Raw genomic sequence first — 13,780 nt, 5'->3', positions numbered from 1 at the left:
TATGCGTATTATTTTACAACCAATTTTCGAGTAATCGATTTATCGTTCTCAGTTACTTGAACAACATAAACGCCAGGTGACAGTCGTGAGATGTTCATTGCTTTGCCCGTTAATTTATCGGTTAATACCAATTCGCCAAATACATCATAGATTCTAACTTCTTTTAAGTTGTTCTTTTCAGTAGTGACATAGACGACATCTGCAAGTGCAGGGTTCGGATACAATTTAAATCCGGCAATTTCATCTTTACGTAGGTTATTGATATCTATTGTGTCTTGGGCATAAATACCAAAAGATAGAACCATAAATAGCAAAAAGTAGATTTTTTTCATTTCTAATTGATTTGGGATCAACGAGATAAAGGTACTTATAAGCTATACTGGGAGTCTGAAAATGTTGTGAAAGCTAAGATTTTGTAGGTCAATACGATACGTGAAGCCATTCATCGGAAATATGTGTATTTAACCGATTGCTATTAAGTAGTTCAGGGGTAAGTTGAATAAAGGAATATACTACTTAACGATTAGTTTTCGAGTAGACATTTTGTCTTTTTCAAAGACACGTAAAACATACACACCAGCATCTAAATCTGAAAGGTTTAATTCCTTACCTAATATTGTTGTTTTAATTAAAAGGGTGCCGAAAACATCGTAGATGAATATTTCTTTAGGCGCATTGAGATTCGTAGATATATAAACTTTACCAGTAGTAACCGGGTTTGGGTACATACTGAAACCATCAATATCTCCATTGCTTTGGGTGCTTTGCCCATAGCTGAAGGAGATAAAAAGAAAAAAGATGATTAGGTAAAGGTGCTTCATACGCTACTACAATACAAATTGTATACCACAAATATATGAATATTGATTCCTGAATGTCAAGGTGATAGCCCTATTCTTTTAAATTTTTCGATGAAATGCAAAAAAGCCCGCAATTTGCGGGCTTTTTCTTAAACTTACACTCTATATTTTTAGTTTTCTGTTGCCCAAGTAAAAGAAGCAACATCTACTTGTGTACCAGAATTGTATGGACCGGCTATAGTAGCAGCAGCACCGTCTATTTGAACATTCGCCAAAGGGCCGTTATCTTTCATGTCTACTAATGTGGCATAACCTTCTACATAAAGATTTGTTATCGTTGCGCCAGATTCTTTTTTAAACTGAAGAGCTGTACCGTTAACTGTTGAGATTGCTGTTAGGTTAACAAATTTCGGATTGTTGTTTAAACCATCACCTTCCAAGGCAGTTGAAAAACCTATAATAGAATGTAATAAATAGGCATTGGTAAGAGTTCCACTCCAACCTTCAGTCCAATCTACAGCATCATCTTCGTTATTTTCAGCATAGTAATTGGTAACACTTACGGTTCCGCCAAAAAATTCAACACCATCGTCCTTACCGTTAAGAATTGCAACATTTTCGATGGTAGTTCCAGAACCAACTGAGTATAAGGTAAGACCGTTATATTGCGACTCGGCATTGATTTGAGCACCTGCATAATTGATTACTAGGTAGTTGATAGATCCAGAAGAATCTGTGTCATCATTGCCGCCGTAAAGAATTCCACCAACTTCGGCAGTTGCATTAACACCTTCAGTAGTCACAGCATTACCTGCAATTACTAGACCTCCCCAATCTCCAGGGCTTTCGCCAGTTGATGTAAATACCACTGGTGCTGCTTCTGTACCTTGTATATCTATCTGCGCTCCTTTCTGAACTACTATATAAGTTTGAGTAGCATCACCAGTTTCAACATCTGCAATAATTTTTGTACCTGCAGGGATAGTTAATTTTGCACCAGAATTTACACTGAAAGTGCTGCTTAGGTAATACGTAATCGCAGCATCTAATGTTAAGTTTGAAGTAATGCTTCCAGAAAGAATGCTAGTAGTAACTTCGGTACTAGAATTTACCCAAGCAAAAATAGATACATCTACAGATGGGGCGGCAATGTAAGTGTTTGCCGGGTTAGCATCTACACCATCAATCTTTATATTTGATAGTGGACCAGCATCTTTCATATCGATGGTGGTTTCATATCCCGCTAAAGAAAAACCTGTAATTGTTGCTCCAGATTCTTTTTTGAATTGCATTGCAGTACCTCCTACAGACGAAACTGCAGTAAAGTTTATGAATTTAGGATTATTGTTAATGCCATCGCCTTCAGCAGCAGTAGAGAATCCTTCTATACTATGTAGTACATATGTATTTGTAATAGTACCGTTCCAACCTTCAGTCCAATCTACAGCATCATCTTCGTTGTTTTCTAAATACATGTTGGTTACGCTCACGGTTCCGCCAAAAAACTCAACACCATCGTCAGTACCATTTAACATGGCCACATTTTCAATGGTTGTTCCCGAACCAACTGCATATAATGTAAGACCATTATATTGTGATTCAGCATTGATTTGAGCACCTGCATAATTGATTATTAAATATTCAATAGATCCTGAGTTATCGGTATCAACAGATCCACCATATTTAATACCACCCACTTCAGCTGTAGCATCAACACCTTCTGTTGTAGTTGCGTTACCCGCGATAACTAAACCTCCCCAATCACCTGGAGATTCATTAGAAGAAGTCATCGTTACTGGAGCAGAAGCAGTTCCTTGAACATCAATCATACCTCCTTTTTGTACAACAATATATTTGTCGGTTCCTGACTGCGAGATAATTTTAGTACCAGCGGGTATCGTTAAAGTTGCACCAGATTCTACACTAAAAGTTCCTGTTAAGGAATATTCTTTAGAACTATCTAAAGTGCGATCCTCTGCTAAACTACCGTTAAGGTCAGTACTTTCTAATGGCGGACACGTATTACATGAAGTACCACCACAATCAACACCGGTTTCATCTCCGTTTTGTTTGCCATCAGTGCAAGTTGCATCAGGTATGGGGTCACCACCATCATTATCATCACCACTACAACTTGCCAACATTAGAGCGCAAACTGCAGCAAAAATCATCGAAATTTTTATTATTTTTTTCATTTTAGTTTTATTAAGGTTTTTAAAAGCTGTAATTCAATCCTAAACTTAAAGTAGTACCGCTAGTATACGAGCGTACTATTTCTTCTGTTTCTACATTGGTTGTACTAGGCTTCACTAATTGTGTTCTCTTTATATCTGGATTCAATAAGTTTCTACCTAGAAAACGCAAGGTCCAATGTTCGTCTAACTCTTTAGTTAAGGTGGCATCGAAAACCACAAATCCTTTTTCAATAATTGCATCGTTATAGAAGGTTTCGCTTTGACTTTGTACCTCTGGGGCCCCAAGAGCATATATCTTGTCAGAAGCATAATTCGCAGTCAAAGATGCGGAAAAGGGATTGTCTGAAGGTGTTGAAAAGTTTAAGCTTGTGTTAACAATCCAGTCAGAAGCGCCCTGTAAGCCCGTCTGTGTTAAGCCTTTGTAACGAAATGTTCTCATGAAGTTTCCATCGGCATCACGAACCTCTTTTAGGTCTTGTGAGTGCCACATTCTAGTAGCATTTAAATTAAGATCAAGGTTAATGCCTTTTGGTGTATCACCTTCGTCGTTAGCTTTCACTAAATCTACTTTAGTCTCTAATTCAAAGCCGTACACCTCACCCTTGTTTCCAGAATTGAAATATGAGAATACACCAGCAGAACCACGATCCTGTACTTTATTTATTGGATCTTTAATTTCTTTATAAAAACCTGCTAGGGATATAAGCTGACCGTTGGAAGGAAAGTACTCCCATTTTAGGTCGTAATTAATATCTTTAGATGCATCTAAATCTGGGTTACCTCTAGTGACTTGTCCTGTTTGTGATACATATTCAAAAGGAGAAACTTCTTTAAATTCTGGTAATGTAATAGTATTGCTTACAGCTAAACGTAAGGCTTGATTTTCGCTCAAACTATACTTAACATTTAAACTTGGGTATAGGTTATTGTAGTTTTTATTGGCTTCGCCAATTCTGCCTGGTATGTTACCTACATCATATGTTACATTTAGGTCATCTTTTTGAAAACGAAGACCGGCATTAAAATTCCATTTTTTCAAGCCGACATTGAAATCTGCAAATGCTGCTTTTGAAGTCAATTTACCGTTATATAAATCTGTTTGAAGTTCATTTAATTCTAAGTCTCCACTTACGAAATTAGATGCTTGAAAAATAGAGCCTAAATTATCAATGTCAGTAGGGTTAATAGTATTGGTTCTCGTTTCTTCTACACCAACAAATAGCGATTCAAAATCTCTTTTTTTGTTTCTATAATTTACTCCAAGCTCTATTTTAAATGTTTTTTCATTCTCCTCATCAATTAAAACCTCAATAACATCTTTTAAATATCCATTGAATTCATTGTCGGTAATTAGTTGTTTAGATTTTCTTTGTTGAAATCCTCCAGTACGTCCTAATTGTACTAAGTTACCTTCTGAGTCAAAGTTCACTTCATTTCTAATCCGGTTAGGTTCATTAGCGTTTACCAAATTGTAGCCACTAGCCCATTCTAAAGAATTCTTTTCACTGAGTTTATGAGTTCCCAAAAGCTGAGATACTAATAATCTTGTTTGTTTAATATTTTGGTCACGAACAAACTGCGAAAGTCCTTCTGCAGGGTCAGTTTCTTCAAAAATGGTTCCTTCGCCATTTCTACCTCCTTCATAAACTTGATCAGTCAATTTGTTTACAAAAAAGGTACTAGACTTTATTTTGTTTTTGTCATTGATAAAGTAAGAAAGGTCTAAAAGGCCACTAGTAGTCACTTTCTTGCTATATACTGTAGCATCTGTAATAGTGTCATCAACGAAGTTCGACCGAAATTGTCTAAAAAGACCTTGTCCGTATTCATATGATTCAGATTGAGATGCAGTAATGAACGCTGAAAGTTTTTCTTTAATTCGCTTACCGGCAGATATTGAATAAGTATAATCAATAGGGGTGCTTTGAACTTTAGGGTTCCAACCTTGAATGGTAATTAAATCTCTTGTAGAGGCATTCTGGTCAAAAAATCCAAAATCTACATTTCGTTGATTGGGAGACACTTTGAAATTGTCAAAAACTCCACTTTTAGCAACATTAGTATTGACACCTGAACGAATAGAAACGCTTAATTCTTCTGAGCCTTGCAACTCTCTAGAAGTTATGTTGATGTTACCAGATGCTTGATCTGCTGAAGAAAGTACAGAATAGGTCTTGCTTACACTTACATTTTGAATTACCCTTGTTGGAAAAAGACCTAAATCTATGTTCTTCTTTTCAACGTCATCAGAAGGTACAGGTAAACCATTTAATGTGGTACTTAGGTAACGGTCACCTAAACCTCTAACAAAAACATCACCTGAAGCTTCACTGCTAGATACTCCTGAGATTTTTGTTGTTGCTGTCGCTACATCCGTCACCCCTATTTTTGCTAATTGTTGGGCGCCGATACTTTCTTTGATTTCTATAGCTTTTTTCTGATCCAGCAACAAAGCAGTTTCAGAATCTTTACGAGCAACCGTTGTAACAGTTACTTCATCTAAAGAAACTCCTGCCGATGCGCTTAATGGTACATTTATGGTGGTTACTTTTCCGGCAATTACTTCTACTGCCGGTATTTCAACAGTTTCATATCCTAAATAGCTAACTTGTAGTATATAGCTACCTGGGGTTAAATTTGAAATTTCATATAATCCATCAAAATCAGAAGTTGTTCCTTTAGTTGTTCCTTTTATAAGGATGTTGGCGAAAGCTAAAGGTTCATCATTATATTCCTTATCTATTAATTTTCCTGCAATGCTGCCCGTATCCTGAGCACTTAGATATGATACACAAATTAAGAATAAACATGTGATTAAATTTTTCATTATATTCTATGGTCTTAAATTTTGTGCAAAGGACGTTAGTAGCTGTAAAGGTCGAGTTACCTACATGTTAAACCTTTATTTTCTTAGTGTTACGTAATTGTTACTACATTAAATCAATGTTAACAGACGTTTCTGTAATGGTATTATCTTTACTTTTGACTGAATCAATCTAATTTGAAAACCATGAAAAAGAAGGACATTAGGATACTTTTAGTTGATGATGAACCAGATATTCTTGAAATTGTAGCTTACAATCTTTCTGCTGAAGGTTATGATGTATATACCGCAAAGAATGGTGCAGACGGTGTAGCCAAGGCAAAAAAGAAAATGCCTCATCTTATAATATTAGATGTGATGATGCCAGAGATGGATGGTATTGAGGCCTGCGAAATTTTACGAAGAACACCCGGTATGGAGAATACCATTATCACTTTTTTGACAGCTAGGGGGGAAGATTATTCGCAGGTAGCTGGTTTTGACGCAGGAGCAGATGACTATATTACTAAGCCTATTAAGCCAAAAGTATTGGTGAGTAAGGTGAATGCCCTATTAAGACGAGTTAAAAACGAGGAAAATACCCAAGAAGATATTGTTCAGGTAGGAGATATTGTAATCAACAGAGAAGAATATAAAATCATAAAAAAAGGTAAAGAGATTATTTTGCCTAGAAAAGAATTTGAACTTCTTGCACTTTTGACCTCAAAACCTAGCAAGGTTTTTAAAAGAGAAGTAATTCTTGATAAGGTTTGGGGTAATGAAGTTGTTGTAGGTGGTCGTACTATTGATGTTCACATTAGAAAACTTCGAGAAAAAATTGGCGAAGACCATTTTAAAACGGTAAAGGGAGTAGGATATAAGTTTGTGCTATAAATGGCAGCTTCATTACGTTCAAAAAAATCATATCGTTTTGCATTTCGGTCATCTATCTACATAGTAGTTATAGGTACCGTACTATTGGCCATTATGCAATGGCGATTTAGTACATTAAATTGGGGCGTTCTTGTTTCAGCAGCGATTTTATTCTTTATAATTTCTTTTGTCACCCTACAGATAAGAATAGAGAAGTTCATTTACAAGAGAATTAAAAAAATCTATGATGATGTTGAGTTGCTAGAATCTAGTACTTTACCATCATATCCGGTTTCGACCGATATGAGAAGTTTAACTGCTGAGATAGAGAAATTTGCGAAAGATAAAAAGATTGAAATCGATACTCTTAAAATACGAGAAGAATATCGAAAAGATTTTTTAGGCAATGTTTCTCATGAGTTAAAGACACCATTATTTACCGTGCAAGGGTATATAGAGACGTTGTTAGATGGTGCAATAGATGATAAGAACGTTAGAAAAAAATATCTAATTCGAGCAAACAAAGCAGTTGATCGATTAATTTATATCGTTAAAGATTTGGATCTTATTACTAAATTAGAGGTAGGTGATCTTAATTTAGAGAAGAAGTCTTTTAACATCATAGAGTTGATACAGAGTGTCTTCGATCTTTTAGAAATGAAGGCAGCCAAAAAGAATATCACGCTCACTTTTGACATCGTTTACCCAAAACCAATTTTTGTGTATGCCGACAAAGAAAAAATACAACAGGTGCTTACGAACTTATTGGTTAATTCTATTAAGTATGGTAACGAAAATGGGACTACTGAAGTAAGCGTTGAAAATTTAGTGAAGAATAAGGTTATCGTTAGGGTAACCGATAATGGAGAAGGTATACCCGCAGTGCATATACCGAGACTTTTTGAACGTTTTTATAGGGTTGACCAAAGTGGCAGTAGACGTGAAGGTGGTTCAGGCTTGGGCTTGGCCATAGTAAAACATGTTATTGAGGCTCACGGCGAAAAAATTTACGTGGAAAGTGCTGTTGAGGTAGGCTCAGAGTTTTCTTTTACACTCGAAAAAAGTACTGTTCAAATTGAAGAAGTTGAATAATCGCTAACCTTCTCTTTTTTCTTAGCTTTGCCGCAGTTTAGATATAATAATTGTGGGAAGTAAAAATAAATTAAAACGATTTCAGGAGAACGAAACTTTTTCGAACGTTATTCAGCCAAGTCGTGAAGAGATTGTAAGCGGGTTTCCTTTGAAAGGTAAATGGAATACCCATTTTAAAAACGATAATCCGATTGTGTTAGAATTAGGTTGTGGTAAAGGAGAATATACTGTCGGCTTGGCAAAAAGATTTCCTAAAAAGAACTTTATTGGTATTGATATAAAAGGTGCTCGGTTTTGGAAAGGCGCTAAAATTGCCATTGAAGAAAATTTACCCAATGTAACATTCATTCGTACACAAATTGAATTAGTCGACTATATTTTTGGTGAGCAAGAGGTTTCAGAAATCTGGATTACTTTTCCGGACCCTCAAATAAAATATAAGCGTACTAAACACCGCATGACAAACCAAGAGTTTTTAAAGCGCTATAAACGGGTTTTGGAACCAAACGGTACCGTCAATTTAAAAACCGATAGTGAGTTTATGCATGGGTATACATTGGGCTTGCTTCATGGGCTAGGTTTAGAGGTGGTTTACGCCAATCATGACGTATACAAGAATGAGGGGAGTCCGAAAGAAGTACTTGAAATACAGACTTTCTACGAAAATCAGTATCTTGAAAAGGGAAAACCTATTACCTTTATTAGGTTCAAGGTAAACTGATTAAATGCAACAATTAGCAACTTTATTTGTTTTCACTTTTGGGGCTGCTTTTTTTGCTTCATTGCCACCTGGGTTACTCAATTTAAATGTAGCCAAAACTGGTGTTGAGAAGGGTAAGGCAAACGGAGTTATTTTTGGTTTAGGTGTTGCGGTAGCTGTTATGTTGCAAACATATCTTGCAGTTCGTATTGCTAAATATATATCTAGAAACCAACATTTTATAGAAGTCTTATTGCAAATAGCCTTAGTGCTGTTTTTTGTGTTGGCAATTTATTTTTTTGTGAAAGCAAAGAAACAGCATAGAGAGGCTTTCGTAGTTGTAGAAGCAAAGAAACGCAACAGCTTTTCGAAAGGAGTCTTTTTGGCTTTAATCAATCTTTTAGCGATACCTTATTACAGTGGTTTGAACACCGTTTTTCATACACAAGGGTTAATTAGCTACAAGATTATTGACGAAATTATATTTATAATTGCGGCAGGTAGCGGAACATTCTTGGCTATGTATCTATACGTTTTCTATTTTAATAGGATGGAGCATAAAACAAATGCATTCTCTAAAAACAGTAATTATATTTTAAGTGGATTAATGGTACTCTTGTTTATTATTACATGCTTTAGATTATTTAATTAAAGCTGAAGTAAACATGAAACCTGAAAATGAAAATTTCTTTGAAAAAGTGTATCAAGTAGCTCGATTGATACCTGAGGGTCGAGTAACTTCTTATGGGGCAATCGCAAAATATTTAGGTGCTGCTCGAAGTGCACGAATGGTGGGTTGGGCAATGAACGCTTCGCATAATATGGAAGATATACCAGCACATAGAGTGGTTAATAAAGCCGGACTTCTTACCGGAAAACATCATTTTGACGGCACCAATCTTATGCAACAGCTATTAGAAGGTGAGGGTGTTATTATAAAAAATCTTCAAATAGTAAACCTTGAAAAATATTTTTGGGACCCTTTTATTGAACTACAAGCAGATATGTAGTTTTATTCAAAGGTTAAGGTAAAGGTGGTCATTTCATTAGAAATTACCCGAATAGAACCACCATGCAGCCGCATAATTTGTTTGCTAAGGCTTAAGCCTATTCCTGTCCCTGTGTTTTTGGTGGTGAAAAAAGGAACAAAAATTTCATCTAAAAGTTCAGGTGAAATTCCAGGGCCATTGTCGGTAACCGTAATATATTTTTTTTCTTGCTGGTCAATACCTGCCTTTATGATGATGCTACCCTCGTCTTGTTCTTCAATAGCTTGCTGTGCGTTTTTACCTAAATTCAATAATATTTGGGTTAGCTGTTTCTCATCAATATAAAGCTCTAAATCTTCTGGCTCACAAATAACCTCTAAAGTAATATTGTGAACATTGGTATACTCTTGTATAAGTAACCTCACTTTTTCTAGAATTTTTTTAGCAGGAATCAATTCCCTATCAGGTTCAGGAACACTTAAAAAAGTTCGGTACGACTGTACAAAACTCATTAAATCATTACCCTGTTCTTTTATCACCTCTAAACCTTTAGCAGAATTTTTAATCTGTATTTCACCAAACTCTTCTGGCGTTGATAGTTGATTTCCCTTCTTAAAATATTTTAGAATAGATTCTGATATAGAGGTAATGGGCGTTATTGTGTTCATGATTTCATGGGTGAGAACACGTATCAATTTCACCCAAGAATCCGTTTCTTTATCATCCAATTCCTTTTGTATATCGTGCACAATTACCAGCAAAAGTTTCTTTCCTTCAATGGTAATGGGCGTACATTTTAAGGTAAGCTCTTTTTTACCCCGTTCGTTACCTAATGAATATAAAGTGCTTTGAAAAGGTTCTAGAGATTCAAAAAGCCCATATAGAATAGGGTCAATTTGTTTTAGCTGTTTAATATGATTTAGAGGTCTATAATTTAAGAGATTCTGTACCGTAGGATTAGCATAAAGTATATGACCTTTTTCATTTACGGTAAAAATACCAATATCTGCCTGCCTTAGAATTTCTTGGTAATACTGTTCTTGTGCTTGCTTTTTTAAGTGAATATCTTGAATCATACTGTTCAACATATTCAAGCTATGATTAAGTTCCTCCATCGATTTCACACTTAGCTTTTCAGGAAAACGTAAGGTGAAATCTTCATTTTTAATGGCATCAAAGAAATAAGCAATCTTTCTGTTGGTTTGGTTTACATAAAATACTAAGCTATATGACAATCCAAAAAATACTAAACTAAAAATTCCGCAAAGAATATAGTGTTCTTTAAAAAAGAGGAAAGCCACTAGAAGAGCACAAATTGCAATTAGAACTATTCTAAAAATAAGTTGGTAGTATATATTTTTGCTGACCATTACTTACCTGATTTTTTTAATTTATTATAGAGTGTCTGTCTAGAAATTCCTAATTGTTCTGCTGCCGCACTATAATTACCTTCATTTTCATTCAATGCTTTTGTAATCATAATCAACTCCATTTCCTCTAAAGTTTTTGGTCCGTCTTCAACAGAAAAAGATGTTTTGGTTTCCAAAAGAAAATCCATGGGTTTTAGCACGTTCGCTTCTGAAAGAATTACAGCACGTTCCATAGTATGTAATAACTCTCTAACGTTGCCTGGCCAAGCATATTCCATTAATTTTTCTTGTGCAGATTGATTAATTTTCAAACTCGATTTACCGTATTTATGTGCAAATTTTTTCAAGAAGAAGTCAGATAAAGTTAAAACATCTCCATCTCGGTCTCTTAGTGCTGGCACTTCTATTTGAATAGTGTTGATTCTGTATAAAAGATCTTCTCGAAATAAGCCATCTGCTACCATTTGATCCAAATTACAATTGGTGGCACATATAAGCCTAATATCTACAGCGATTGTTTTGTTGGAGCCTACACGAACGACGACCCTGTTTTGAATAACAGATAATAACTTCGCTTGCATTTGTAAAGAGAGGTTTCCTATTTCATCTAAAAATAAAGTACCTCCGTTGGCTGCTTCAAACTTACCCGCTCGATCCTCTTTTGCATCGGTAAAGGATCCCTTTACATGTCCGAAAAGTTCACTTTCAAATAAATTTTCAGAAATAGAACCCATATCCACAGATATAAAGACTTCATTATTTCGAGCAGATGATTTGTGTAGTTCTCTCGCGATTAACTCTTTTCCAGTGCCATTTTCACCAGTAACCAAAATATTGACATCGGTTTTAGCAACTTTTTGAACAAGACTTAGCACACTGTTAAGGGCTTTTGAATTCCCAATGATATAATTTTTATTCTGATTAATAACCTGCTTAAGATTGTTCTCTTTCTGTTTTAAGTGTTGTACTTCTTTCTGTGATTTACGAAGTTCATAGGCCGATTTTACTGTAGTTAACAGGCGTTCATTATTCCAAGGCTTTAAAACGAAATCTGTAGCACCTTCTTTCAACGCTTCTACAGCAAGCTCTATAGCACCGTAGGCAGTCATCATAATTACCGATATATGTGGTGCTTTCTTTTTAATTTCTCGTAACCAATAAAGACCCTCATTGCCAGTATTGACACCTGCCGAAAAATTCATATCTAATAATATGATATCTATTTCTGCGAGATTGGGAAATGAGGAAAGTAGATTTGGATTTGAAATAGTTTGAACACTCTTATATTCGAACTGCAATAATATTTCTAAAGCGCTTAGTACACTTTTGGTATCATCAACTACTAAGATTTTGGCTTCGTTCATTTTAGAAATCAATTAACTTATTTAAAACTACATATAGAAGATTGTATTTTCACTGTAGTGTCAAAATATTTTACAATATCTGTACAACATTTTTACAGTCATTAGAAATAATTTAATAGTATTTTTATTTATAAGACTGATTATCAATATCTTATGGTTATGGCACGCATATAGTATATAGAATGGCATACCAATATAGAAATGAATCAAAAAATTAAAATAACAACCATTTTACTCTTCTCCATTTGGGGTTCTATTATTGCCCAAGAAACTTGGACATTAGATGAGTGTGTGTCCTTTGCTTTAGAGCATAATTTACAGCTTAATGATTTTGAATATACAGACCAATCTAATAGAGAGACGTACAGACAATCGATTCGCAATTTATTGCCTTCGGTGAACGCCAATGCCAATTATAATATCAGTTTTGGTAGAGCAGAAGATCCGAATACAGGTACATTCGTTAATCAAGATTTTTATTCGAATAACTATTCTCTTGAATCGTCGATTGATTTATTTCAAGGATTTCAGAAAATTAATTCCATTAAAGCATCAAAGTTTTTATATCAGGCTACACAAGAAGAAGTGTTGCAGCAAAAATATTTGTTGGCATTTAGGGTGATGCAAGCTTTTTATGACATCCAGTTTTTTAAAGGCTTAGTTGAAATTTCAAACGAGCAATTGAATGTTTCTCAATCGAACTATGATTTAGTAGGAAAGCAGATAGAATTGGGCTTAAAGGCAGGCGCTGATTTATATGAAGCTGAGTCTCTGTTATTGACAGATAAGTTGAATGTAACGCAGAGTAAGAATCAATTAGCTGCAGCTAAGCTAGCCTTAATACAAGAAATGAATTTAGAGAATGTTTCCGATATTTTAATACAGGAAGATTTGGCAGAAATCACCAATGATTTAGACCATGAAGAGATTGCATCCGACTCTATATATAGTGAAGCACGTGAATTTTTACCTATGATTAAAGCTCAAGAATTGAGAGCTAAAGCAGCCAAAAAGCAGGTAGCAGTTTCAAGAGGCAGACTTTATCCATCACTATCATTATTTGCAGGTATTGGCACAGGTTATTTTGAAACTACAAGAGATACCTTGGGCAATACATTACCTTTTAGAGAGCAGTTTAGAGATAACACTTCACAATATGTAGGTATAAATATAAATGTTCCTATTAGTAATGGCTGGTCTGCAAGATCTAGAGTAAAGCAATCTAAAATAGAACGTCTAAGAGCAGAGAATAATTTAAAGACACAAGAACAAGTACTTTTTCAGGCTATTCAGCAATTGGTGCAAGATTATAATTCACTTTTAGTAGAATTGGTACAAAGTAACCAAAAAATGGAGGCTCAAAACTTAGCATTCACGATTGCTCAAAAACGCTATGAAAAAGGGATGATAAATGCGCTGGAATTATTCACAGCAAAAAATTTATTCGCAAGTGCACAGAATGAAAATTTACAAGTTAAACTGCGTTCAGAAATCAATAAAAGTACTTTAGATTTTTACAGAGGATTACCCGTTTTTAATATAGGCTCTTAGACTATAAAAAGGAATGTAAAGTTCTAGGAAAAAATAGAATAAC

12 protein-coding genes are annotated in these 13,780 nt (G+C 35.0%); 6 read left to right on the top strand and 6 right to left on the bottom strand.

Annotated features, from left to right (window positions below):
- Positions 1-8 precede the first annotated feature (8 nt).
- The 4 genes from B5X55_RS03300 to B5X55_RS03285 all read right to left on the bottom strand — a co-directional run bounded on the left by B5X55_RS03300 (position 9) and on the right by B5X55_RS03285 (position 5,822).
- Positions 9-332, bottom strand: a complete 324-nt coding sequence (locus B5X55_RS03300; RefSeq protein WP_079511186.1) for a T9SS type A sorting domain-containing protein — start codon at positions 330-332, stop codon at positions 9-11.
- Positions 333-512: 180 nt separating this feature from the next.
- Positions 513-821: a T9SS type A sorting domain-containing protein gene (locus tag B5X55_RS03295; protein WP_079511185.1), complete on the bottom strand. Its 309-nt coding sequence runs from the start codon at positions 819-821 to the stop codon at positions 513-515.
- A gap of 149 nt (positions 822-970) precedes the next feature.
- The gene (locus B5X55_RS03290; protein ID WP_079511184.1) at positions 971-2,995 is read right to left on the bottom strand and encodes a beta-helix domain-containing protein; all 2,025 of its coding nucleotides are present in this window, start codon (positions 2,993-2,995) and stop codon (positions 971-973) included.
- 19 nt (positions 2,996-3,014) lie between these two features.
- A complete protein-coding gene (locus B5X55_RS03285; RefSeq protein ID WP_143814392.1) occupies positions 3,015-5,822 on the bottom strand; it encodes a TonB-dependent receptor in 2,808 nt (935 codons plus the stop codon).
- A gap of 183 nt (positions 5,823-6,005) precedes the next feature.
- Here B5X55_RS03285 and B5X55_RS03280 point away from each other — a divergent pair, with 183 nt between their 5' ends.
- Genes B5X55_RS03280 through B5X55_RS03260 form a run of 5 tightly spaced genes read left to right on the top strand, consistent with a single transcriptional unit; the run spans position 6,006 to position 9,473 of the window.
- Positions 6,006-6,692 carry a response regulator transcription factor gene (locus B5X55_RS03280; RefSeq protein WP_079511182.1) on the top strand — a complete coding sequence of 229 codons (687 nt, stop codon included), beginning with the start codon at positions 6,006-6,008 and terminating at the stop codon, positions 6,690-6,692.
- Positions 6,693-7,763 carry a sensor histidine kinase gene (locus tag B5X55_RS03275; protein WP_079511181.1) on the top strand — a complete coding sequence of 357 codons (1,071 nt, stop codon included), beginning with the start codon at positions 6,693-6,695 and terminating at the stop codon, positions 7,761-7,763.
- A 52-nt stretch (positions 7,764-7,815) separates the two neighbouring features.
- Positions 7,816-8,484, top strand: a complete 669-nt coding sequence (trmB, locus tag B5X55_RS03270) for a tRNA (guanosine(46)-N7)-methyltransferase TrmB (protein ID WP_079511180.1) — start codon at positions 7,816-7,818, stop codon at positions 8,482-8,484.
- Between the two features lie 4 nt (positions 8,485-8,488).
- Complete coding sequence (locus B5X55_RS03265) at positions 8,489-9,115, top strand: LysE family transporter (protein ID WP_079511179.1); 627 nt, start codon at positions 8,489-8,491, stop codon at positions 9,113-9,115.
- Positions 9,116-9,128: 13 nt separating this feature from the next.
- Positions 9,129-9,473: an MGMT family protein gene (locus B5X55_RS03260; RefSeq protein ID WP_079511178.1), complete on the top strand. Its 345-nt coding sequence runs from the start codon at positions 9,129-9,131 to the stop codon at positions 9,471-9,473.
- Between the two features lie 2 nt (positions 9,474-9,475).
- Here B5X55_RS03260 and B5X55_RS03255 read toward each other — a convergent pair whose 3' ends face one another.
- Positions 9,476-10,687 (bottom strand): sensor histidine kinase, encoded by a 1,212-nt coding sequence (locus tag B5X55_RS03255; RefSeq protein WP_234999653.1) that lies wholly within the window; start codon positions 10,685-10,687, stop codon positions 9,476-9,478.
- A gap of 134 nt (positions 10,688-10,821) precedes the next feature.
- Positions 10,822-12,186: a sigma-54-dependent transcriptional regulator gene (locus B5X55_RS03250; RefSeq protein ID WP_079511176.1), complete on the bottom strand. Its 1,365-nt coding sequence runs from the start codon at positions 12,184-12,186 to the stop codon at positions 10,822-10,824.
- A 201-nt stretch (positions 12,187-12,387) separates the two neighbouring features.
- Here B5X55_RS03250 and B5X55_RS03245 point away from each other — a divergent pair, with 201 nt between their 5' ends.
- The gene (locus tag B5X55_RS03245) at positions 12,388-13,737 is read left to right on the top strand and encodes a TolC family protein (RefSeq protein ID WP_079511175.1); all 1,350 of its coding nucleotides are present in this window, start codon (positions 12,388-12,390) and stop codon (positions 13,735-13,737) included.
- Positions 13,738-13,780: the final 43 nt, after the last annotated feature.

Source organism: Maribacter arcticus (assembly GCF_900167935.1).
Lineage (GTDB): Bacteria > Bacteroidota > Bacteroidia > Flavobacteriales > Flavobacteriaceae > Maribacter > Maribacter arcticus.
This window is presented reverse-complemented; position numbering and strand designations above follow the sequence as displayed.